The organism is Croceivirga radicis, from assembly GCF_002072105.2.
GTDB classification, from domain to species: Bacteria; Bacteroidota; Bacteroidia; order Flavobacteriales; family Flavobacteriaceae; genus Croceivirga; species Croceivirga radicis.
On record NZ_MTBC01000004.1, the window covers coordinates 112,784 to 136,578 of the forward strand.

Annotated in this window: 26 protein-coding genes; 20 read left to right on the top strand and 6 right to left on the bottom strand. The window is 36.2% G+C overall.

Annotated features, from left to right (window positions below; all coding sequences use genetic code 11):
* Window positions 1–11 precede the first annotated feature (11 nt).
* The gene (locus BUL40_RS07475) at window positions 12–365 is read right to left on the bottom strand and encodes a 4Fe-4S dicluster domain-containing protein (RefSeq protein ID WP_010517110.1); all 354 of its coding nucleotides are present in this window, start codon (window positions 363–365) and stop codon (window positions 12–14) included.
* A 67-nt stretch (window positions 366–432) separates the two neighbouring features.
* Between BUL40_RS07475 and BUL40_RS07480 the strand changes: the two genes are divergently transcribed.
* The 9 genes from BUL40_RS07480 (at window position 433) to BUL40_RS07520 (ending at window position 8,660) form a co-directional block, all read left to right on the top strand.
* Window positions 433–1,476 (top strand): acyl-CoA reductase, encoded by a 1,044-nt coding sequence (locus BUL40_RS07480; RefSeq protein ID WP_080318726.1) that lies wholly within the window; start codon window positions 433–435, stop codon window positions 1,474–1,476.
* A 60-nt stretch (window positions 1,477–1,536) separates the two neighbouring features.
* Window positions 1,537–2,601 carry a 3-phosphoserine/phosphohydroxythreonine transaminase gene (gene serC, locus BUL40_RS07485; protein WP_010517112.1) on the top strand — a complete coding sequence of 355 codons (1,065 nt, stop codon included), beginning with the start codon at window positions 1,537–1,539 and terminating at the stop codon, window positions 2,599–2,601.
* Between the two features lie 5 nt (window positions 2,602–2,606).
* Window positions 2,607–3,536, top strand: coding sequence for an NAD(P)-dependent oxidoreductase (locus BUL40_RS07490; protein ID WP_080318727.1), 930 nt, complete (start codon window positions 2,607–2,609; stop codon window positions 3,534–3,536).
* 74 nt (window positions 3,537–3,610) lie between these two features.
* Complete coding sequence (locus tag BUL40_RS07495; protein ID WP_010517117.1) at window positions 3,611–4,252, top strand: DUF937 domain-containing protein; 642 nt, start codon at window positions 3,611–3,613, stop codon at window positions 4,250–4,252.
* 69 nt (window positions 4,253–4,321) lie between these two features.
* Window positions 4,322–4,762: a DUF6146 family protein gene (locus tag BUL40_RS07500; RefSeq protein ID WP_080318728.1), complete on the top strand. Its 441-nt coding sequence runs from the start codon at window positions 4,322–4,324 to the stop codon at window positions 4,760–4,762.
* 28 nt (window positions 4,763–4,790) lie between these two features.
* The gene (locus tag BUL40_RS07505; RefSeq protein ID WP_080318729.1) at window positions 4,791–5,306 is read left to right on the top strand and encodes a DUF6787 family protein; all 516 of its coding nucleotides are present in this window, start codon (window positions 4,791–4,793) and stop codon (window positions 5,304–5,306) included.
* 55 nt (window positions 5,307–5,361) lie between these two features.
* Window positions 5,362–5,661 (top strand): hypothetical protein, encoded by a 300-nt coding sequence (locus BUL40_RS07510; RefSeq protein ID WP_080318730.1) that lies wholly within the window; start codon window positions 5,362–5,364, stop codon window positions 5,659–5,661.
* 37 nt (window positions 5,662–5,698) lie between these two features.
* A complete protein-coding gene (locus tag BUL40_RS07515; RefSeq protein ID WP_080318731.1) occupies window positions 5,699–8,098 on the top strand; it encodes a TonB-dependent receptor in 2,400 nt (799 codons plus the stop codon).
* A 10-nt stretch (window positions 8,099–8,108) separates the two neighbouring features.
* Window positions 8,109–8,660 (top strand): type 1 periplasmic binding fold superfamily protein, encoded by a 552-nt coding sequence (locus BUL40_RS07520; RefSeq protein WP_080318732.1) that lies wholly within the window; start codon window positions 8,109–8,111, stop codon window positions 8,658–8,660.
* Between the two features lie 49 nt (window positions 8,661–8,709).
* Here BUL40_RS07520 and BUL40_RS07525 read toward each other — a convergent pair whose 3' ends face one another.
* From BUL40_RS07525 to msrA, 3 genes are read right to left on the bottom strand one after another with little or no spacing between them, the layout of a single operon-like run.
* Complete coding sequence (locus tag BUL40_RS07525) at window positions 8,710–9,009, bottom strand: hypothetical protein (protein ID WP_010517123.1); 300 nt, start codon at window positions 9,007–9,009, stop codon at window positions 8,710–8,712.
* A 44-nt stretch (window positions 9,010–9,053) separates the two neighbouring features.
* A complete protein-coding gene (gene folE / locus BUL40_RS07530; RefSeq protein WP_080318733.1) occupies window positions 9,054–9,653 on the bottom strand; it encodes a GTP cyclohydrolase I FolE in 600 nt (199 codons plus the stop codon).
* Between the two features lies 1 nt (window position 9,654).
* Window positions 9,655–10,206, bottom strand: coding sequence for a peptide-methionine (S)-S-oxide reductase MsrA (gene msrA, locus BUL40_RS07535; protein WP_080318734.1), 552 nt, complete (start codon window positions 10,204–10,206; stop codon window positions 9,655–9,657).
* A gap of 131 nt (window positions 10,207–10,337) precedes the next feature.
* On the opposite strand from msrA, the gene BUL40_RS07540 reads away from it, so the two are divergent.
* The 5 genes from BUL40_RS07540 (at window position 10,338) to BUL40_RS07560 (ending at window position 15,735) form a co-directional block, all read left to right on the top strand.
* Window positions 10,338–10,997 (top strand): ABC transporter ATP-binding protein, encoded by a 660-nt coding sequence (locus BUL40_RS07540; RefSeq protein WP_080318735.1) that lies wholly within the window; start codon window positions 10,338–10,340, stop codon window positions 10,995–10,997.
* Entirely contained in the window at window positions 10,997–11,557 is a 561-nt protein-coding gene (locus BUL40_RS07545; protein ID WP_080318736.1) for a CPBP family intramembrane glutamic endopeptidase, read from the top strand. The genes BUL40_RS07540 and BUL40_RS07545 overlap by 1 nt, the downstream gene beginning before the upstream one ends.
* Window positions 11,554–12,315 carry a TIGR02757 family protein gene (locus tag BUL40_RS07550; protein WP_080318737.1) on the top strand — a complete coding sequence of 254 codons (762 nt, stop codon included), beginning with the start codon at window positions 11,554–11,556 and terminating at the stop codon, window positions 12,313–12,315. Before BUL40_RS07545 ends, BUL40_RS07550 begins: the two co-directional genes overlap by 4 nt.
* A gap of 121 nt (window positions 12,316–12,436) precedes the next feature.
* Complete coding sequence (locus BUL40_RS07555; protein ID WP_080318738.1) at window positions 12,437–13,909, top strand: alkaline phosphatase PhoX; 1,473 nt, start codon at window positions 12,437–12,439, stop codon at window positions 13,907–13,909.
* Between the two features lie 8 nt (window positions 13,910–13,917).
* Entirely contained in the window at window positions 13,918–15,735 is a 1,818-nt protein-coding gene (locus tag BUL40_RS07560; RefSeq protein ID WP_080318739.1) for a cytochrome-c peroxidase, read from the top strand.
* A 25-nt stretch (window positions 15,736–15,760) separates the two neighbouring features.
* Here the strand turns inward: BUL40_RS07560 and BUL40_RS07565 are convergent, their stop codons facing one another.
* On the bottom strand, window positions 15,761–16,894 hold the full coding sequence (locus BUL40_RS07565; RefSeq protein WP_080318740.1) for a Gfo/Idh/MocA family protein: 1,134 nt from the start codon (window positions 16,892–16,894) through the stop codon (window positions 15,761–15,763).
* A gap of 105 nt (window positions 16,895–16,999) precedes the next feature.
* Between BUL40_RS07565 and BUL40_RS07570 the strand changes: the two genes are divergently transcribed.
* The 5 genes from BUL40_RS07570 to BUL40_RS07590 all read left to right on the top strand — a co-directional run bounded on the left by BUL40_RS07570 (window position 17,000) and on the right by BUL40_RS07590 (window position 21,305).
* Entirely contained in the window at window positions 17,000–18,487 is a 1,488-nt protein-coding gene (locus tag BUL40_RS07570; protein WP_080318741.1) for a S10 family peptidase, read from the top strand.
* Window positions 18,487–19,119 (top strand): CatA-like O-acetyltransferase, encoded by a 633-nt coding sequence (locus tag BUL40_RS07575; protein WP_080318742.1) that lies wholly within the window; start codon window positions 18,487–18,489, stop codon window positions 19,117–19,119. The genes BUL40_RS07570 and BUL40_RS07575 overlap by 1 nt, the downstream gene beginning before the upstream one ends.
* Before the next feature lie 140 nt (window positions 19,120–19,259).
* Entirely contained in the window at window positions 19,260–19,529 is a 270-nt protein-coding gene (locus BUL40_RS07580) for a hypothetical protein (RefSeq protein ID WP_080318743.1), read from the top strand.
* 40 nt (window positions 19,530–19,569) lie between these two features.
* Window positions 19,570–20,592 carry an LLM class flavin-dependent oxidoreductase gene (locus BUL40_RS07585; protein ID WP_244901838.1) on the top strand — a complete coding sequence of 341 codons (1,023 nt, stop codon included), beginning with the start codon at window positions 19,570–19,572 and terminating at the stop codon, window positions 20,590–20,592.
* Between the two features lie 38 nt (window positions 20,593–20,630).
* A complete protein-coding gene (locus BUL40_RS07590) occupies window positions 20,631–21,305 on the top strand; it encodes an SGNH/GDSL hydrolase family protein (protein WP_080318744.1) in 675 nt (224 codons plus the stop codon).
* On the opposite strand, the gene BUL40_RS07595 is transcribed toward BUL40_RS07590, so the two are convergent.
* A complete protein-coding gene (locus BUL40_RS07595; protein ID WP_080318745.1) occupies window positions 21,302–22,702 on the bottom strand; it encodes a glycoside hydrolase family 71/99-like protein in 1,401 nt (466 codons plus the stop codon). The two genes, BUL40_RS07590 and BUL40_RS07595, sit on opposite strands and share 4 nt — an antisense overlap.
* Window positions 22,703–22,782: 80 nt before the next feature.
* Here BUL40_RS07595 and BUL40_RS07600 point away from each other — a divergent pair, with 80 nt between their 5' ends.
* Entirely contained in the window at window positions 22,783–23,778 is a 996-nt protein-coding gene (locus BUL40_RS07600; protein WP_080318746.1) for a glycosyltransferase family 2 protein, read from the top strand.
* The last annotated feature ends 17 nt before the right edge of the window (window positions 23,779–23,795 follow it).

Here is a 23,795-nt window from a genome sequence, read left to right on the forward strand (position 1 = left end):
TTCGCTATTTTTTATCCGTTTGGATGCATAAATTTCTGTTTTGCCAATAGCTCTTCTTCCGTTTCCTCCCTATCTTCATCTGGTACGCAGCAATCTACCGGGCAAACTGCAGCACATTGGGGTTCTTCATGAAAACCCATACATTCCGTACATTTATCTGGAGCTATATAATAGAACTCGTCACTTATAGGTTCCTGTACTTCATCGGCATCTACCGCTTTACCATCTGGTAATACTACAGCACCGTTCAAAGAAGTTCCATCGCTATAACGCCACTCATCTGCACCCTCGTAAATTGCCGTGTTAGGACACTCTGGTTCACAAGCCCCACAATTTATACATTCGTCTGTTATAATTATTGCCATTATTTTTGCTTTTTCAATCCGTACTTTTGTACAAAGGTAATCCCTACTAATTTAGTCTACAAATATAATGGCAGATCAGATTCCTCATTTAGAAGCTTTTGTTAAACTCGGCAACTTATTCCAGAATTTTTGTGATAATGATACCTCTAAAGAGGAAAATTGGCATCATAGATTAACGGAAACAGTTATCGTTGCTGGCAATCATAATGGTTGGTTCACCAAAGAAAATGTGTTATTCGCCTTAAAAAGTTGGGCAAAAGTCTTAACTTCTGATAGCCTTACCACTTGGTTAAACATTTATAATATTCCTGCTGAACATTCAAAGCGCGTTGCTATAATTATGGCAGGAAATATTCCTCTAGTTGGTTTGCATGATTTTATTTCCGTAGTACTCTCTGGTCATCAAGTAATCGCAAAACTATCTAGTAATGATAAGGTATTGATGCATTTTATTGTTGCCTATCTAAAAGAGAATGATGATTTGTTAAGCCAAAAAATTACCCTAACAGAAGATAAATTAGGTGATTTTGATGCCGTAATTGCTACTGGAAGCAATAATACAGGACGTTATTTTGATTATTACTTTGGAAAGTATCCTAACATCATTAGAAAAAACAGAAATTCGGTAGCGGTTTTATCTGGAACAGAAGGCGCCGATGATTTACAAAAATTAGGAACGGATATTTTTACCTATTTTGGGTTGGGTTGTAGGAGTGTTTCCAAAATATATGTGCCAAAAGATTATAATTTTGACCATTTTTATCAAGGTATTTATAGCTTTAAGACGGTGATAGACCATCATAAATATGCTAATAATTATGACTACAACAAAGCCGTCTATTTAATGTCTGATGTTCAAATTCTGGACAACAATTTTTTGTTATTGAAAGAAGATAAAGGTTTTGCCTCCCCTATTGGGTGTTTGTTTTATGAGACTTATGAAACTGTTGAAGAATTAAACAGTAATTTACAGAAAGAAAAGGAAGCGTTACAATGTGTTTTGTCCAATCTTGAAATTACTAACGCACTTCCTTTTGGCATAAGTCAAAAGCCCAGTTTAGATGATTATGCAGATGGTGTAGATACCTTAAAATTTTTATCTACACTCTAGCGGTCTTTTCTTTAAAATAATTAAAAAAAGTTAGACCTTTAACGGCTTTAAAGCAACAGCATGAAAAAGCATAACTTTAGCGCAGGGCCCTGCATTTTACCACAAGAGGTAATGTTAAAGGCGGCCGCTGCAGTCCAAGAATTAGATGGTATAGGTTTATCCTTAATAGAAATATCCCACAGAAGCAAAGAATTTGTAGCAATTATAGAAAAGGCCCGCTCCCTAGCGTTAGAATTATTGGGTTTAGAAAACAAAGGATATCAAGCCTTGTTTTTGCAAGGTGGCGCAAGTACCCAATTTCTAAACGTTGCTTATAACTTATTAGAAAACAAGGCAGGTTATATCAATACAGGTACTTGGAGTTTAAAGGCTATTAAAGAGGCTCGTTTGTTTGGAGAAGTTATTGAAGTAGCTAGCTCTCAGGAACAAAACTTTAACCATATTCCAAAAAACATCGTAGTTCCCTCAGATTTAGATTACTTACACTTAACCAGTAACAACACAATTTATGGAACACAATTTAAATCTTTTCCAGATGTAGCGGTTCCGTTGGTGTGCGATATGAGCTCCGATATATTTTCCAGGCAATTGGATTTTTCAAAATTTGACTTGATTTATGCTGGTGCACAAAAAAATATGGGTCCGGCAGGTACGGTATTAGTAGTGGTAAAAGAAGATATTCTAGGCAAGGTTTCAAGGAAAATTCCTTCTATGTGTAATTACCAAGTACATATAGAAAAAGATAGCATGTTTAACACGCCAGCAGTATTTCCTGTATATGTGTCCATGCTTACCATGCAATGGCTCAAAGATTTAGGAGGTATTGCTGCCATTGAGGAATTAAACGAAAAGAAAGCTAATCTTATCTATTCAGAAATAGATTTAAATCCTGTTTTTTCAGGTATCGCAAAAAAAGAAGACCGTTCTAATATGAATGCGACATTTAATATTACTGATGATACACTGGTAGAAACTTTTGATAAAATGTGCTTAGAAGCTGGTATTAGCGGCATAAAAGGTCATAGATCCGTTGGTGGGTATAGGGCTTCTATGTACAATGCCTTACCTTTAGAGAGCGTGGGTGTTTTGGTAGATATAATGAGCGAAGTAGAACGAAAAGCATAACTGCAATGAAAATCCTTAGTAAGGAACCCTTACAGCCTGCTGCAGCTAAATTATTAGAAGATGCAGGTCACGAGTTGATTACCATAAATGTAGCAGATAATCAAATTGTAAATTATATACAAGATAACCAGATTAACGGTCTAATTATCAATACATCCAAATTGGAAACTTCGATTTTAGATCAATTGCAAAATTTAACATTTATTGCCAATACCAACCTAAAAGAATGTGCCATTGCTTTATCAGATAAAAAGCAACTTATAAAATTAGACCTTGTTAATGCCAATGCAGTATCAGAATTAGTTTTTGCACATTTATTAAATGGTGCAAGAAATTTACATGATGCCAACAGATATATGCCGTTAGAGGGTGATGCTAATTTTAACCAATTAAATACTCTTTATCAAAAAGGAATAGAATTAGAAGGGAAAACCTTAGGCTTGGTAGGTGTAAACAAAGCCGCAGAAAAAGTAGCAAAAAAAGCAGTGGCTTTTGGCATGCACGTAATTTATTACGACCCTTCTTTGGAAAATGTCCAATTATCAATTGAAATTTTAGGCAATTCAATTTCAGTGAATATACCGGCTAAATCAAAATCTGAATTTTTGGGTGAAGTCGATTTTATTAGTTTTCATACTGGACCAGTAGAGAAACACTGGTTTGGAAAAGATGAACTAGCACAGTTAAAACCAACGGTTGGCATAATAAACGTAGATGGAAAGGGAGCTTTGGATGAAGTGGCCCTGGTAGAATACTTGGACAAGAACAAATTGTTGTTTGCAGGTCTAGATACTTTTGAATCAGAACCTAGTCCTGAAATTCCTATTCTAATGAATCCCAAAATTTCGCTATCGCCAAACATCGCAAAATACACCAAAGATTCTAAAATGAACATGGAAATAGAAATGGCTAAAATAATTGCAGAAAGCTATTAACATTTCATTATAAGTTTGGCTTAGTTTTTGTAAATTACCAAGTAGAAAATAGTAAACACTAATTATTATATAAAATGTCAGGATTATTAGATTTAATCAATAGCCCAATTGGACAACAATTGGTAAGTGGGGTTGCAGGACAAACAGGGCAATCTTCCAATAAAACTGCAGAAGTTATTTCTATGGCTATGCCATTATTAATGGGAGCCATGAAAAAGAATACTACTTCTACGGAAGGAGCTCAAGGATTAATGAACGCCTTAAACTCAAAACATGATGGCGGCATACTAGATAACCTAACCGGTTTGTTCGGTGGTGGCGTAGACCAATCTGTAATGGATGATGGCGCTGGTATATTAGGTCATATTTTAGGAGGAAAGCAATCTCAAGTAGAGAACGCCCTAAGTAGTAAAACAGGTATGGATAGTGGTTCCGTGGCACAAATCCTAAAAATTGCCGCACCCATACTAATGGGTTACCTTGGAAGACAACAACGTCAGCAAAATATAAGTTCCCCAGAAGGTTTAAATGGTTTACTAGGCGGGCTTATGGGTGGAAATGCTGCGGCAAACAAGCAACAATCTTTAATTGAATCTTTCTTAGATTCTGATGGAGACGGTAGCATTATAGATGATTTAGCTGGAATGGTATTAAGTGGAAATTCACAGAAAAAAGGTGGTATAGGTAGTTTACTTGGCGGCCTTTTTGGAAAATAATATACCGTTTACACATACATTAACAAGTCGTTTGAAATCTTCAAACGGCTTTTTTTGTACCTTTTAGTTATGAAAAAGATTGCATTAATTCTAATCCCGGTATTGCTAGCAGCTTGTACTAGCGCAAAGGAGAACCTAACTATTTCTGATCAGGAAAAAGAAATTTTAAATAGTAAGGATCAGCAAGAAGTAACCATTGCAGATGAAGAAACCGAGTACGAAATCATCATCATTGAACCTGGCTTTTATGCATGGCTAAATAGTATTGCAAGACCAGAGGGTTATTATTCTCAAGATTTTTTAGAAAACAGAAACCAAATATATGTGATGAATTGGAACCAGCGTGTATTAAACCCTACTGCATTCAACCCCAATTTGTATGAACTACAAATAAATTATGATCCAAATATAGATTATGGTTATGAAGTAAATTATAAACTTTACAATTACTTCATTTTTTTTCAGCGTAAGTATAACCAAAGACTTGGCCCCTTTTTTCCACGCATATAATGCGTAACTTTGCAGCCTTTAAGCAACTATGGAAAAAATAAAAAAACGCTGGGACATAGTTAAAAACTGGCAATTGGTATTCCCTATAATTGGATTTCTATTGACGCTGGCAACTGGTTATTATTTTGCAAGAAAAGTGCTCCATTTAATAGATTTTAATAATACACCTTGGGAATGGCCAATTACGTTATTGGGTACGTGTCTGTTAACATACCTGTTATTAAAGTTCTTTTTGTGGTGTTTTCAAAAATTAAAAAACAAATGGGTAACGCAATACCGATGGGAAATGATAGCCATTTTTATTGTATTCGCCATTACCGGTAGTCTTTCTGCAAGATTGGCAGCGCCCCTTGTACATTTATTGGGATTAGATTATGAAACCAGCAGTGGTTGGCTCTATTGGCCAGTTCGTATATTAATTATATTTCCCATTTATCAACTATTATTAGTAGCAATTGGCTGGTTATTTGGGCAATTTCAATTTTTTTGGGCTTTTGAAAAGCGAATGCTAAAAAAAATGCGCCTTGGTTTTTTGATTCCCTAAATTGTGATTTTGTTAACAGCCAGTTCAATTATGAAAAGCTTAGTTTTGTGGTAACATGAAAACAAAACAGATTTTCACATATATACTGTTGTTTACCTTGTTATTCTTTAAGGTGTCTACTTTTCATGTCTTTTCTCATTCAGAAAACGAAGAAACAGAAATTGAAAATTGTATTTTGTGTGAAGTTACATTTGCACAACAACAAGAGGTATTAATAGCGCCTACTACAATTGATTTCAAAGTTGAGTCGTTTACTGCGATTTCAATTCCATTACCAATACAGACGGAAGTACCCTCTACTTCCTATTTTTACTTTAGGCATACCTCTCGCCCACCACCAGCCCGCTTTGCTTAAGCAAACCTTAGATTAGTAATAATTCAATTTTATTTAGATGAGAACACTTGTGTTCACAATATTCCTTTTGGGAATAGTAATAGTTGGCTATGGTCAACAATGCAGCCTTACCTTACAAGGTACTGTAAAAGATTTTCATGATAATTCCTATTTAGAAGGAGCCACTATAGTAGTTGTGGCTACCAATCAATATGCCGTTACTGATAAAAATGGTTTTTATAAACTTGAAAACTTATGCCCAGGTTCAATAGAAGTTGAAATTTCACACATTTCATGCAACACGCTATTGCAAGAAATAGAATTAGTAGAAGATTCTACCAAGAACTTTAATCTAGAACACCATTTTGAAGAATTAAAGGAGGTTAAAGTTATTGGTGATGCTGTACATGACAAGACCAATTCTGGGCAAGAAGCATCAATAACTACTTCAAATTTAGAGGAAAACAGTGCAGGTAATCTAGGAGACATCTTAAAGAACATTAGTGGTATTACCACATTAAATACTGGAGCTACAATTTCTAAACCCGCTATTCATGGTTTAAATGGTAGTCGTGTACTCATATTAAATGATGGGGTACGTATGCAAGATATGGAATGGGGAGATGAACATGCTCCAAATGTTGACCCCAATAGCGTAGGTAACATCCGTATTATTAAGGGTGCTTCTGCCCTACAATACGGAGGCGATGCCATTGGTGGCGTAATTGTAATGGACCAAAACAATTATTTTAATAAGGATACCCTTTACGGTAAAACTATAGTAAATGGTATAACTAATGGTCGTGGGGGTAATATTACCTCTACCCTTACCAAAGTATTTGAAAACCATTGGCATATAAACGTTAACGGTTCTTATAAAAAATTGGGAGACCAAGAGGCTCCAGACTATATTTTGAGCAATACCGGTGTTCAAGAATACGGATTGTCTTTTGATTTTGGCAAGCATGGTTACAAGCAAGGGTTCAATGCTAAATACTCTTATTTTAATACAGAAATTGGGATTCTAAGAGCCTCTCATATTGGTAGTGTAGACGATTTAATTTTGGCCATTAATAGCGACACACCTTTGGTGATAAACGATTTTACGCACGATATAAACAATCCACGACAAAAGGTAAATCATCATTTAGCCAAACTAGAATATTACAAACGCTTTAAAAATCTTGGAAAAATACGGCTACAGTACGATTTTCAATTGAACAATAGAAAAGAGTTTGATATAAGACGAGGCGAAAATGCAGATAGGGCATCCGTAGATTTGGAATTAACCACACACACTGCTGGCTTAGACATAGAATGGATAAATTGGGGCAAGTTTAGTTTACAATCAGGAGTAATGGGGCGTTACCAAAAAAACTTTCCAGACCCAAGTACCCAAGTACGTAGGTTAATACCCGATTATAAAAAGTATGATGCCGGCCTTTTTAATATTCTTACGTATAATGCAAACGATAACTGGACCCTAGATGCAGGTTTTAGGTATGATTTTTCGCATATTGATGCTGATAAATTCTACATAACCACTAGATGGGAACAACAAGGATATGACGAAGAATTTGGAGATTGGGTAGTAGAGGACTTAGGCAACCAGCTTTTAACCAATCCAAAATTTGATTTTCATAATATTTCTACTACCATAGGTGCTAAGTATGCGCCATCTAATTTTGATAGTTTTAAGGTCAATTATGCGTTAGCACAGCGCGCACCCAACCCTTCAGAATTATTTAGTGATGGGCTACACCATTCTGCATCTAGAATAGAGCTAGGAGATTTGCGTATTAAAAGTGAAACTTCGCACAAAATAGCCATCTCCAAAGAGCATGATTATAACCATTGGGGCTATGCTTTTGAGCCCTATTATAATTTTATAAATGATTTTATATTGTTAGAGCCTTCTGGTGTTGAATTTACTACAAGGGGCGCGTTTCCTGTTTGGTCTTACAGGCAAACTAATCTAAGTATGTTTGGGTTAGATGTAAGTACTTATGCCAATTGGTCCAGTAAAATAAGGACCAACCATCTATTCTCCATAGTTAAAGCTAAAGATACCCAAAAAGATGGACCAGTTGTAAATATACCATCTGCACGCACTACCAACAGTATTAGCTATAAAATCGAGCAACTAAACAATCTAGAACTGAAAATAAGTAGCAATCTTGTTTTTAGGCAAAATGAAACTCCTGAAAACATAAGTGTATACTCCCCAAGACAAGATCAGGAAGTAGAACTGGACATTAATACGGCGCCAGACACCTATCACCTACTAAATTTTAGTTCAAAAATTCAATTTAAACTAAGTGATAAAACCAGGCTAACAACATCATTTATGGTGAATAATATACTAGATACCTCTTACAGAGACTATTTAAATAGACAACGTTATTTTGCCGACGATTTGGGCAGAAATTTTCTATTACAATTAAAACTCAATTATTAATAACTACTTTATGAAAACAATTAAATTCTTATCCGTTTTAGCTTCTACAGCGTTCTTTTTGGCCTGTTCTGATGACAATGACACTCCAGAGGTAATTAATGAAGAAGAGACCATTACCACAATGAATATAACACTAACACCAGAAGGTGGCGGTGATGTAATTACCTTTACTTCTGTAGATTTGGATGGAGATGGGCCAAACCCACCTGTAGTGTCTGCCCCAAATTTAGCGGGAAACACTACCTATATGGGTACCATTGAAATTTTGAACGAATCTGAAGAAGAACCAGAAGATATTACAGAAGAAATTAAAGAAGAGGATGAAGAGCATCAACTTATTTACGAAATAGGTGGAGCATTAGATTCTGTTACGGTAACAGATAGTGACGGAAACGGAGACCCACTAGGACTTGAATTTACGTTGGTTACATTAACAGCTGGCGAAGCTAGTTTAAACATCTACTTAAAGCATGAACCAACCAAACCAAACAATGGAACGTTTGAAGGTTCTGGTGGTGAAAACGAATTTACAGCAGAATTTGATTTTATAGTTGCCGACTAACTATTAAAATCATAATAAGAATAAGGCCGCTAAAAGCGGCCTTTTATATTTAAACATCTATTATTTTACCTACCTTTTTACTAGAAAGTACATAGGTATATAACCACATTATGGTAAATGTAGGTATAACATCCAAACCTGGTACCAGCTCTTCTACAAAAGTTATAACACCAGCAGCTTTTCCTGCTTTACCTTTGTACATACGGGTCATGAGCCAGCCGGCAAAAGGAGCCCAAACCACATCTAACATATCACCCAAACCCGGTAATAATAAAGATGACATGCCTACAAGGTCTAATAAAATTCCAAGAATTAAATATTTGAGCTTTTTATCTTTCGTTTTGGTCATAGCTGTAATTTAACTAAAAACTAGCAATTATCGTTCCAGAAAAGTTAAGATAACTTTGCGCTAATCAATTTCAAAAATTCGTTTCTAGTTTCAATTTTTTCAAATTGTCCCCGAAAACCAGAAGTAGTAGTTACAGAATTTTGCTTTTGAACTCCGCGCATCATCATACACATATGGCTAGCCTCAATTACTACTGCTACTCCCTTAGGTTGTAATGTATTGTTTAAACATTCCAAAATATCATGGGTTAACCGTTCTTGTACCTGCAACCTTCTGGCAAAAACATCTACAATTCTAGGTATTTTACTAAGTCCAACAATTTGCCCGTTAGGTATATAGGCCACGTGTGCCTTGCCAAAGAAAGGTAGCATATGGTGTTCACACAAAGAATATAACTCAATATCTTTTATGATCACCATGTCATCATAGTCTTCTTTAAACATGGCACTTTTTAAGATTTGTTCTGCGTCTTGTTTATACCCTTGTGTTAAAAAAAGCATTGCCTTTGCCGCTCGTTCAGGTGTTTTTAATAAACCTTCTCTTGTTACATCTTCTCCAATCTCATCAATAATTTTGGCGTAACGATCTTTTACTTCATTAGCTACTTCTATATTGTATTCTTCTAAATTTCTATATGGTGCCATACTATGCTTTTTCTGTCTTTAGTTTATCCGAAAAATAGTGTTGTATTTTTTTGATTTTTGGATCAATAATAACCCTACAATAAGGCTGATTTCGATTATCATTATAATAATTCCAATGCTCTTCTTCTGCAGGATAAAATGGTTTTTCTGGACTAACTGCCGTTACTATAGGAGATTCAAAAATAGATTTTTCTGTTAACAACGCAATAAAGGCTTCAGCTTGTACGCGCTGTTCCTCTGTTGTATAGAATATTTCACTTCTATATTGTGTACCAACATCATTACCCTGTCTGTTTAGGGTTGTAGGATCATGCGTTGCAAAAAACACCTCTAACAATTCGTTATAGGAAATCTTATTTTGATCAAATTCAATCTTAATGGCCTCTGCATGTCCTGTTCTCCCCGTACAGATTTCTCTATAAGCTGGGTTTTTAATTGTACCTCCTGTATAACCAGACAAAACAGACAAAACACCATTAAGTCTCTGAAAAACAGCCTCTGTACACCAAAAGCATCCATTGGCAAAAATAGCTGTTGCTGTATCTTTGTTCATTTTCAATTTTTAGAATTTAAATTAGCATTTTTTCTGCTAAGTTAACAGTCGTTATTTTGTAAACGGCTTTACAATGGCCAATTTCTTATAAAACAGTACAATTAGTATTTTTACCTCTTTATAATTAGTACATGATAATAGCAAAGAACATTCAAAAATATTACGGGGACTTACAGGTATTAAAGGGAGTAGACCTACATATTGCCAAACAAGAAATTGTTTCTATAGTAGGTGCCTCTGGAGCAGGTAAAACCACATTACTACAAATTTTAGGAACCCTAGATACACCCAGCAACCCCAGGGAAAGTTCTTTGGAAATAAATGGTACTTCACTTAATCAATTAAACGATAAGGAACTTGCCAGATTTAGAAACAAACATATTGGGTTTATTTTTCAATTTCATCAACTACTACCAGAGTTTACGGCTCTAGAGAACGTTTGTATTCCGGCATTTATCAAGAAAACACCAAAATCTGAAACCGAAAAGAAAGCTAAAGAGCTATTATCGTTTCTTGGACTATCTAACCGAATTAATCATAAACCCAATGCCTTGAGTGGCGGTGAACAGCAACGGGTTGCCGTGGCACGTTCCTTAATAAATAACCCAGCCGTTGTATTTGCAGATGAACCTAGTGGTAACCTAGACTCTGAAAGTGCAGATAACTTGCACAATCTTTTCTTTAAGTTAAGGCAAGAATTTGAGCAAACCTTTGTTCTTGTTACCCATAATAAAGAACTAGCGCAAATGGCAGATCGGTGTTTAACCATGGTAGATGGTAAAATTGTATAATGAATTTGTTGTCTAAGATATGGAAATTTGTAAAAGCTCCCTATTATGGCCCAATCAAGGCAAATAACCGTTTAAAAGCTAAATTATTTCTTAGTTTACTTTTTTGGCAGCTCGTATTGGCCTTTACAGCAGGTATGGTCATGGGGCTGTTCGTTACTTTTTTTAAACTAGAATTGGGAGAACATGCCATAAGAGAAATGGTTGCAAAAAATTCTTTTTTAAAAATCTTTTTCTTGACGGTAGTAATAGCTCCAGTTTTAGAGGAATTACTATTTAGAGCACCTCTTGGACTTTTTAGAAACAAAAGCTTCTATACGTATTGGTTCTATTTTTTTACCATAGCTTTTGGTCTTGTGCACCTAATGAATTTTGAAAATATGGGTACAGCTATTTGGTTTGCCCCAATTTTGGTTTCTCCCCAGCTCATAGCGGGTATATTTTTAGGTTATACACGTAATAAACTTGGGCTATTGTATTCTATGGCCTTACATGCATTGTTTAATCTAATTCTTGTTAGTCCTGTTTTAATTCTTAAACTATTAAAAGGAGTTGTTTCTTGAAAAAATCCGAATTAAAATCGTTTTTGGACGAAAAGGCCGCTTATTATGAAAATCCAACTTTTTTGGATTCAGATCCCATTCAGATTCCACATTTATTTTCACTTAAAGAAGATATAGAGATTATTGGCTTTTTAACGGCCACAATAGCTTGGGGCAACCGTAAAAGTATTATTAACAATGCACATAAAATGGTGGCGTTTATGGGTAATTCGCCCTATGATTTTGTTCTAAACCACACACAAGAAAATTTAGAACCACTTAGCAATTTTGTTCATAGGACCTTTAACGGAACAGATTTTACATTTTTTATAAAGGCACTACAGCATCTATATACGTTTCACGGTGGGCTAGAAGCAATCTTTACACAATATCAATCCAAAGACAGTTTGCAACCTGCTATTACGGAGCTAAAAAAGCACTTTTTTGAAATTGAACATTTGCCAAGAAGCCAAAAACACCTAAGTGATCCAAGCAAAGGCTCTGCCGCCAAACGTATAAACATGTTTTTAAGATGGATGTGCAGACCAGCAACCAAAGGGGTAGATTTTGGGCTTTGGAATATTTCTACTGCTAAACTATCGTGCCCATTGGATGTGCATTCTGGAAATGTTGCACGCAAGCTAAAACTGATTAAACGCAAACAAAACGATGCAAAAACATTGTTAGAGCTAGACCATTCCCTTAGAAAATTAAATCATAAAGATCCGGTTAAATATGATTTTGCGCTTTTTGGTCTTGGTGTTTTTGAATCATTCTAAATAGTAACACAAGCTTAATGCAGTTAAGATTCAGCTAAACCAATCAAAATATCCACTTAAGATATTCTTAATGTTCTCCAGGTACTTTTAGCACAATTAAAAGAAAAACCTTTATTAAAAAATGAGAACACTTAAAAACACCCTAATTTTTATTGGTCTTGCTACATTCGCTTCTTGCGATAGAATTGAAGATTTTATCGGAGAAGGAGGCAATGAAGGCGAAGAACCAAAAGGTATTGAGCTTGCCAACCACTCTAATACCGCTGCTTACTTTAAAACCATGCCTGGTTTTGAGAACGTTGAGATTTATTCTTTGTTAAGTTCTGGAGACCAATTACCAGATTCTCCAAATTTTGTTTACGGTTCCATGGCAGATGGTGCTGGTTTAATTGCAGAAGATGATGGTACCTTTACGCTTATTAACAACATAGAAGCAGATTATTCCATAGCCAGAATTACTTTAGACGAAACGTTTAAGCCGGTAAAAGGAGAATATATTCTTAATGCGGAAGCCACTGCATATACAGCCCAATGTTCTGGTTCCTTAATTACTCCAGAAGAACATGGATTTGGTCCTATCTACCTTTCTGGTGGCGAATGGGGCGGTTCTTCCAAAGGGGTTTTTGCGACAGACCCTTACAAAAGCACCACCAACGCTGGCGTAGCTTCTTTGTTACCAAATTTTGGACAATGGTCTACAGAAAATGCAGTAGTTATTGGCAAAGATGCTTTTCCTGGTAAAACTGTAGCTTTTATAGGTGATGACCATTCAGACAACGAAGTTCCTTCTGGACAATTGGGTATGTACGTTGGTGATCATGGCGATTTAAACGGAGGTAAACTATACACCTTAAAGGTAATTACAGAAGGCATCAACTACGAAATGGATATGGTAGAGGGTGAAACTTACGAAGCTGAGTTTATTGAAATGGAAGAAAGAACTATTGAGCTTTTGGATGCCGAGGCTAAAGAAAAGGGTGCAATGGGCTTTTCTAGATTAGAAGATATAGACTGGAGAAGAGGTGTTGGCGCTAACCAAAGAGAAATCTATTTTGCCGTAACAGGTAGAAAAAAAGATGGCTTAGTGGGTAAGGGTACCCTTTATGGTAGAGTTTATAAAGTGGTGTTGAGTGCGGATGACCCAACTAAAGCTACTATCTCTTGTGTATTAGATGGCGATAAATTAGATGGCAAAGCCAAAGAATTTCATAGCCCAGATAACATAGTAGTTACTCAAAACTATGCTTACATACAAGAAGATCCAAATGGTTATCCAGATACTGATGATAAAGCACATTACGCTCGTTTATACCAGTATAACTTAAATACTGGAGAAATTAAAACTGTACTAGAATGCGACCAATTAGCTGCTGCGTCTAATGGCATTGGTAATGCAACAAGTACTTGGGAAATTACGGGTATGATAGATATTTCTGAGACCATTGGTGTAGAAGATACTTTTATCATGATTACCCAAAATCATGGGTGGGAGCCTACAGACGGTTCTGCGTTTACAGACCCAAAGGCAAGTACAGACCCTAACTCAAGAAAAGAAGGAAGCCAAATGTTTGTAGTGAAAGGATTGGCCAACTAATATTAGTTATGATATACTATTTTAAAACTATTACCAAAGGGGTTTATGCTTGCATAGGCCTCTTTGCTATTTTGTCTATTTCTTGTAAAAACACAGAGAATGGCGAAGCAAATAATGCGAACAAACCCTCTTTAAACTCCTTTATTGCTCAAACCTATAAGGAAAATCTAATAAATTGTGCTGCTTATGTAGATAGTATTCAACATACCCAAAGTAGACAAGAGCTAGAACGTTATTATCTTGAGGCACGTTCACTTTTTAAAGCAGCGGAACCTGTTTTAGCTTTTCAAGATGTTAGCAATTACACCTTTTTAAACGCTCCCAATATTTTAAAAATAGAAGAGGAAGATTTAACCAATATTCGCCTCAACGACCCTAAAAGTTTCCAAACTTTAGAAGAAAGCATTTATGCGGATAATTTGGATATGCAAACCATTCATGGAGCAGCACATTTAATTACCCAACGCCTTAAACTTTTAGAAAAGAATACAGATCTATCGTATTTAAAAGACCATCATATTTTATGGATGCTTCGCGATGCTTTATTGCGTGTAGCATTAACAGGAATTACCGGTTATGATTCTCCCGTTCTAGAAGCTTCCCTTTCAGAAAGTGCAACGGTTTATAATACCTTAAAAAGCATTATAATCGCAGCAAAACCAAAATTCCAAGATAAAGCTCTTTACGATGCATGGTTAAACGAAATTAACCAGACCATTGGGTTGTTGAGTAAAGGAGAATTTATCAGTTTTGACCGGTTTAGTTTTATAAAAAATCACACCAACAAACAACTTACCCTTTTTAATAAAACAGTTGCCGATTGGAAGGTAAAGTTTCCGTTTACCATGGCCATTAACAATGATGCTACCTCGGCTTTCTCTAATGCCACTTTTAATACCAAACACTTTACGGATTTAAAAAATCCTAAAACAGGAGATGCCGTTGTACAATTAGGTCAACTATTATTTAATGACCCAAATTTGTCTAAAAAAGGGAACATGAGCTGTGCCACGTGTCACCACAAAGACAAGGCATTTACAGATGGCCTACAAATATCTAGAGGTCAAAAAAGAAACGCCCCTACCCTTACCTATGCCGCTTTGCAACAAAAATTCTTTTATGACACCAGAGCAGGCAGTCTAGAAGGCCAAATTGTAGCGGTAGTTACCAACCAAACGGAGTTTCATGCAGATTTAGACTATTTATTGGAAAAAGTAGAACAAAATACAGCATATAAACCCTTGTTTGATAGTACCTATAATGGCAAGATTACCGATTTTACCATCCGTAACGCCATAGCAGAATACATTCGTAGCCTTTCACCATTTAATTCGAAATTCGATAACAATATAAATGGATTAGAAAATACGATTACAGATAGTGAAAAACTAGGTTTCAATATATTTATGGGGAAAGGAAAATGTGCAACATGTCATTTTCCACCGGTATTCAATGGTACTATTCCACCCGCATTTAATGAGACTGAAGTAGAACTTTTAGGGGTGCCTTCTAAAAATGATACTATAAGTGCTTTGGTAGATGCAGATTTGGGTGGATTTCATTTATTTGGCACAGCAGAACGTAAGTACTTTTTTAAAACACCTACTGTTAGAAATGCTGCTCTTACGGCACCTTACATGCACAATGGTGTATATACGGAATTAGCAGAAGTGGTAGATTTTTACAATCGTGGTGGCGGTGCCGGTATTGGTATAGATTTACCCTTACAAACATTACCACCAGACCCATTACAACTTACCAAAAAAGAACAACAAGCGGTAGTAGATTTTATGGCGTCTTTAACAGATAGCAACTTTAAAAAATAAAGCCCCAATTTGGGGCTTTATTCTATTATGCAAATCCGTAATCTTTTGGTATATCCAGGCGTATCGTTTTGCCTCCTTTAGCAATAGACTCATAAATTGCACTAACAATTATCATATCTCGTTTACCCATTTCTCCCGGAGCCAAATTGGTAGAACCGTGTAAAATATGGGAGGCAAAATCGTCCATCTGTAACTTTTGTTGACTTTCATGCGGAAAATCCAAAATTTTACCATCAGAGGTGCTACCGCTTAACGGCCCGTAGTTGTTGGCAGGTTGTAATTTAAACCAGCCATTGGTACCTGCTACATACATACTATTTGCGCTAAAATTATGTGAGGTGGTAATGTTAGCTATGGCCCCACTGGGGAAATTTAATTGTGCGGTTATGGTTTCATCAGTGTCTTTAAAATATTCTGGCCTAGTAGAAAACTCTTGTGCCGCTACAGAAATAGGATTTTCACCGGTACCGTAAATTGCACTTTGTATGGCATAAACCCCCATATTAACTAAGGCACCGCCTCCAGATAATTCTCTATTTAATCGCCATTGATCTGGGTTACCGGTAGAACGGTAGGCTGCCTCTGCAGAAACAAAGGTTACATCTCCATACGTTTTCTTTTTTACAAATTCTTGAACCTGTTGGGTATAGGGTTCTGAATGCAACCTATAACCCATGCCTAATTTTACGTTTGCTTTTTTACAAGCACTAATTATCTGTTCGCATTCTGCTACATTCATTGCCATAGGCTTTTCACAAATAACATGTTTGCCAGCTTTTGCGGCACGTATACAAAAATCTGCATGCATAGCATTGGGCAGCACCACATAAACTATATCTATATCCTTGTTATCTTTTATCGTATCAAAATTTTCATAATTATAGATACAATGTTCAGCAAGACTATATTTTTTGGCCCAACTTATTGCCTTAGAGGGTGTGCCCGTTACAATACCTGCTAAATAACAATTCTTGGTATCTTGCAAAGCCGGAGCCAATTGGTAAGTACTGTAACTACCCAAACCTACCAAAGCTATACCTAACTTTTTATCTGGTGTGCATGCGGCATAAATACCCATTGGCAAACTAGCGGCTACCATGGCAGCCCCTGTTCCCTTAGTTATTTTACTTGTAAAATCGCGTCTAGTAAGCTTATTCATAAGTCTTTAGTTGTTTTCTCTAAATATATAAAATTACCTAAGCCTATACCCAATTACATACCATTAAAAAATCCTTATTTTTAGGAATAACTAAATAGACCTAAAATGAATAAGACCTTTTTACTTACCTTAATTACAGGTTTTACCGTATTGTGCGGTAGTGCACAAAGAACTATACCGGTAGATACTACTGTTACCACACAACACAGCGTAACTATAAATGGTAACGCATTAAATTACACAGCAGTAACTGGCACCCAACCTGTTTGGGATAACAATGGTAAAGCTATAGCTGCCGTACATTATACCTACTACACCAAGAATGGTGTGAAAAATAGAGAAAATAGGCCCCTTTTGTTTTCTTTTAATGGCGGTCCAGGATCAGGATCGGTATGGATGCACTTGGCCTATACAGGACCTAGGATTTTAAAAATAGACGACGAAGGTTATCCTGTACAACCGTATGGTGTAAAAGAGAACCCCTATTCCGTATTAGACGTAACAGACATCGTTTACATAAACCCTGTTAATACAGGCTATTCTAGGACTATTCCAGAAAGCGGCAAAGAAGTAGACCGCGATCATTTTTTTGGTATCAATGCTGATATTAAGTACTTAGCGGAATGGATGAACACCTTTGTTACCCGCAACAACCGCTGGCGTTCTCCAAAATATATTATTGGAGAAAGTTATGGTGGCACTCGCGTCATGGGACTTTCATTGGCGCTACAAAACCAACAGTGGATGTATCTAAATGGGGTAATAATGGTTTCTCCTGCAGATTATAAAGTAATCCGTGTGGGTGGACCTGTTTCTTCTGCATTAAATTTACCTTATTACACAGCTGCTGCCTGGCATCATAAAGCTTTGCCATCTTCGCTTCAATCTAAAGATTTATTAGCGATTTTACCAACAGTGGAAGATTTTACCATAAACGAGTTAATACCCGCAATAGCCAAAGGCGGATTTATTGGGGAAACAGAAAAAAATTCAATTGCAGCAAAAATGGCCGAATACTCAGGCTTAAACAAACAAGATATTTTAGACCATAATCTAGATGTGCCTACCCGTTTTTTCTGGAAAAATCTATTAAAAGATAAAGGAGCATATACAGTTGGTAGGTTAGATAGCCGTTATTTGGGTATAGATAAACAAGTATTTGGAGACAGCCCTGATTATAATTCTGAAATTACCTCGTGGCTACATAGCTTTACTCCTGCAATTAATTATTACCTACAAGAAGAACTAAATTTTAAGACCGATGTAAAATATAATATGTTTGGTCCTGTACGCCCATGGAATAATGAAAATGATAATACCAGAGATAATTTAAGACAAGCTATGGCACAAAACCCTTATTTGAACGTTTTGATCCAATCTGGTTATTATGATGGGGCTACCACCTATTTTAATGCTAAATATACGATGTGGCAGGTAGACCCAAGTGGTAGAATGAAAGACCGTTTTGAATTTAAAGGATACAGATCTGGTCATATGATGTATTTAAGAAAAGAAGACTTGAAAAAGGCAAATGATGATATTAGGGCCTTTATTTTAAGAACAACTACAAACGGTAAAAGCGCCAAGTATTAATGAAAAAAATAAAATTTGATTCTGCCCATCGAAAAAAGCATTTTGCTTTTTTCAATGGCATGAGTCATCCCCACTTTCAGTTAACGGCCAACATTGTTATAACCAACTTTTATAAAACATTAAAGACTTACAACAAGCCGCTTAACAACAGTTTGGTGTATCTTTTATCCAAGACCGCCAATGATATTAAAGAGTTTAGATGGCGTATTCGTGGAGAAGAAGTTGTTGAGCACCCAATGGCAAGACCTTCTTTTACCGTTCCTACGGAGCAAGCAGATGTTTTTAGCTTTTGTACAGTAGATTATATAACAGATTATGAAGCTTTTTTAGCTGAAGCCTCAAGAATCCAAGAATTAATGCGTACCAATCCGTCTTTTGAAGACGAAGAAGGAATGGATAACTATTTATTTATGTCTGCCATACCTTGGGTTAAGTTTACCGGTATACAACATGCCATGAATTACCACCCTCATGATTCCGTTCCTAGAATTTCTTGGGGCAAAATCTATGAAGAAAATACGGAAATTCTAATGCCGGTTAGCGTACAAGCGCACCACGCATTAGTAGATGGTAGGCATATGGGAATGTATTTTAACAATCTTGAAGAAAACGCGCTTAATTTTAAATTATAAGCAAACGTTTGCTGTTTATTTTCATTTTTATGTAACGTTTTAGGTTTTAAAGCTACGTATAAGTATCAATCGTGGAATGTACTTATTTCGTTTTTAAGAGCTATAAAGCCTTTCTACATCAATCATAAAAACAAACAATCATGGGATTTTCAAGCGCAGCACGTAGTGTTAAATTCAATTTAAATCAGTTAGGAAAAAGACCACACAAAGATTATAAAGACGTTTTTGGCAAAAAGAATAAAGCAACAAAACTTGAATTCAATTTAAAGAATACAACTAGAAGAGTGGATATTCAATCTATAATAGCCCAAAACAAAAAACGGGAGGTATTCTGGAATAGCATTACAATTGCACTACCCTTAGTTTTAGTTGCTATTGGTTTTTTATTCGTGTTAATCTATCTTAAATAATGTAAGCCCTACCATCATTTTGCGTACAATTAAATAGCATATGAAGAAGCGTAATTGTATGGAGCCAATAAAATATTCAGTATTAGATTTAGTACCCATTGCAGCGGGTGACGATACTTCCCAAGCTATTGATAAGAGCTTAGATTTAGCAAGGCATGTAGAAAAATTAGGCTACGAAAGGTTTTGGGTTTCGGAACACCACAATACACCCAGTTTGGCCAGCTCTGCCACGGTAATTATTTTAAGCCATTTATTGCAGGGAACAGAGCATATACGTATTGGTTCTGGCGGTATAATGTTGCCCAACCATGCTCCTTTGGTTGTGGCCGAACAATTTGGTACCCTAGCGGCTTTGTATCCAGACCGAATAGATCTTGGTTTGGGCCGAGCTCCGGGTACAGACCAAGCAACTGCTCACGCCCTTAGACGCGGTATACAGGAAAGTGTACAAGATTTTCCAAAAGAAGTTTTGGAATTGCAGCAGTTTTTATCGGAAGGTAATTGGAATTCATTGGTAAGGGCTTTACCGGGAGAAGGCGCTAATATTCCTATCTATTTATTAGGTTCTAGCACCTTTAGTGCAGAATTGGCAGCAAAATTAGGATTGCCTTACGCTTTTGCCAGTCATTTTGCACCTACCCACTTATACCATGCGTTAGAAAAGTACCATACATTATTTAAGCCAAGTAATGCCTTGGTTACTCCCTACCCTATGGCCTGCGTTAATGTTATTGCCGCAGACACAGACCAAGAAGCCCAATATTTAGCAACTAGTTTTTATCAATTTGCTATGGGCATAATCACCAACGTTAGAAAACCTTTGCCTCCACCAGTAAAGAGTATGGCGGGCATATGGTCTTTAGAACAAGAAATGATTATAAAAAATATGATGCATTATACCTTTATTGGTTCTATAGAAACTATACGGGAACAATTAGCTGAATTTGTAGAAAAAACAAAAATTAAAGAGCTAATTATCACCACCAATATATTTGAACATGAGGCACGTAAAAAATCTTACACACTAGCAGCAAAAGTTCTAGAAGATTTGGTATTGGTCTAATATTTTGTTTTATCTTTTGTGGTCTAACTGCACCAATTATGAAATTGACCAAAATTATAGTTCTAATTATGTTATCGTTTTTAGGATTTTCAAAAAACAGTACGGCACAAGAACAAGACTGGGCCAATCTAACCAAGTATAAAGAAGCCAATACAAAGGCAAAAACTGCATCTGTGGTCTTCATGGGGAACTCCATTACAGAGGGCTGGGCAAATGTAAATCCAGACTTTTTTACTGCTAATAATTATGCAAATAGAGGTATTAGTGGGCAAACTACACCACAAATGCTCTTACGTTTTAGACAGGACGTAATCTCTTTAAAACCTAAAGCTGTTGTTATATTGGCTGGCACCAATGATATTGCTGGCAATACAGGACCTATTACCTTAGAACAAATTAGAGATAATATTTTATCTATGGTAGAGTTGGCACAAGCCAATGACATTCTGCCAATAGTATGCTCTGTTTTACCTGCTTACGACTATCCGTGGCGACCTGGTCTACAACCCAATATAAAGATTCCTAAATTGAACGCACTTCTAGAAGATATGTGTACCAAAACTGGGGCGGTTTATTTAGATTACTTTACATCGTTGGCAGATGAACGCAACGGTCTACCAAAAAAACACTCTTATGACGAGGTACACCTTACAGAAGAGGGTTATAAGGAACTAGAAAAAATGGTTGCGGCCTGTTTAAAAAAACAGCTTTAGTATTTGTTTCCATAAAACAACCTTACAGCTTGTAATAGTAACTTGGCACGTTTGGTTTGTCCCTTTTTCATATATAAATAGGCCCTATCCAAGTATTTAACTGGATTTGAATATTCTTTTTGTGTTTTGCTTTTTGCCACAGTTGTAGAACTAGAAAGCACCTTTCTTAACTGGTAAAGTTCCAAAGCCGTTTGTAAATCTTCTGGTGTATAAGGTACGCCGGTGTATTGTTGTAATAATTGCAAGTACATAAAACCAAATTCTTCCGTAGGTTCTATCATAGTACCCTCGCCAAAATCATTCCATGTAATTAGTTGTATAAAATCGGCATCCTGATGGTGGGTATAGTTTAAGGTCTCTACAAAAGTATCACCATTGTTATGGGGTATTTGCCAATCGTGTTGCAATCCCCAACCACCGTTTTCACTAAAATTAATAAAACCGGGATATGTACTGCCAACTGTCATTTTATTAAACTGTGGGTAATACCAATAATAGTGGTCATGTGCCTCTAAATGCGTACGGTCTACCCAGGTAAACTCGCCACTTGCATTTTCTCCAACCCAATTTGCGGCAGTACCCCATAAGCTTAGGTAATTGGGCTTATTTTCAGGTGTAAAAATATTAAATATCTCGTCCCAAGCTTCTGGTTCTTGAATGTGGTGTGGTCCAAAAACAAAAAGGAAGGGTTGGTTACGCCATTTCATATACCGTGGACTGGTAAAATAAGTGTCTTTTATGTAATTAAAATCCTGCTTTGCGGCCTCTATTTTATTAGGTGCAAAACCCAATTCTACTGCCTGTACGGCCGTTCTATCTTCATACATTACTGAAAAATCGAGCCCTAAATCTTCTAAGCGCCACATAAAAGATTCGGTTGCTTCTTTTATGATTTGATAGTCATAGAAATCTCGGCTTCCGTACCAATCAAAAATTACCCCATCAATTCCTGCCAATTTCATCATTAAAAAATGATATTCCTGTAAATCTGGATCAATTGATGAATACGGACCAATTAAGGGATAAAAATGGGAAGCAATCTCTCGTTTACCGCTAGCATCAATTGAATCTGGGTTTTTATTGGCCATTGTCCAATGCTTACCCCAGTACCCATCAATCGGTTTACTTTGAAACCACGGCATATAATGGGCAAATACTTTTTTAGGATTGGTTTTTACGACATCCATGCCGGTAATATCCATTATTTTGCCAGTTTCTCCTTGTTCTAGAAGACTGTCTTCTTCTTTTAATAGTTGTTTTAAGTCTATGGCGGATAAAGTAGTTTCAGATGGTATAGATGTATTATCAAAGCTGTTGTCTACCTCCTTTTCACAAGAAATAAGAAATATCACAGCTAATGCTACATAGAGGTAGATATTGGGTTGTTTCTGGTGCATGGTGTTGGTTTTAGACAGCAAAAGTAAGAATTAACCTACATTGTTTTATATAATTTCGATAAGCGGTATATTTAGCCCCAATGGTAAGTATTATAATCCCCTTTAAAAACACAGAAAACTATATAGAGGCTTGCCTAAATTCTATTATAAAACAAGATTATAAAAATTGGGAAGTCTTGGCAATAGATGATAGCTCTACGGATAACAGTACCGAGACGGTTAAAAACCTAGCCAGTAGACATGATAAAATTCATTATCTAAAAAATAAGGGAAAGGGAATTATTCCTGCCTTACAAACAGGATACGAACAAGCAACCGGTATGTTTATTACCCGGATGGATTCTGATGACATCATGACCAAAAAAAGGCTTAGTACAATGGTAAACGCCTTAAAAAACGCTGGAAAAGGTCATGTAGCCGTTGGCCAAGTAAAGTATTTTTCTGATGAAGGTATAAGTGATGGCTATGCGAAATACGAATCTTGGTTAAATCAACTTACGGCACAGGGCACTAATTATGAAGAAATATATAAAGAATGTGTTATCCCCTCCCCTTGTTGGATGGTTTACAAAACCGATTTTGATGCCAGTAACGGATTTAACCCATTAAGATACCCAGAAGATTATGATTTAACTTTTCGCTTTTACGCAAACGGTCTTAAAATAATTCCGTGTAATAAAATACTGCACTACTGGCGCGATTACGGTACGCGAACCTCTAGAACTCATGAGCATTATGCGCAAAACTATTTTTTAGATATTAAACTACACTATTTCTTAAAGCTTGAATATACTTTTAACAGGCCCCTAGTTTTATGGGGCGCAGGTTTTAAAGGAAAAACAATAGCAAAAAAGTTGACCAAAAAACAGGTACCATTTATCTGGGTGTGCGATAATCCTAATAAAATAGGAAAGAACATTTACGGAACTACCCTTAAGCATTATTCCGTTTTAAAAAGCATCCAGAACCCACAAAGCATTGTTACGGTTGCTAATGAAAAGGCGCAATTAGAAATTAGAGGCTTTTTAGGGAAACAAGGACAAAGACAAGCAGTTGATTATTTCTTTTTCTGCTAAGACCAAAAGCGTATCTT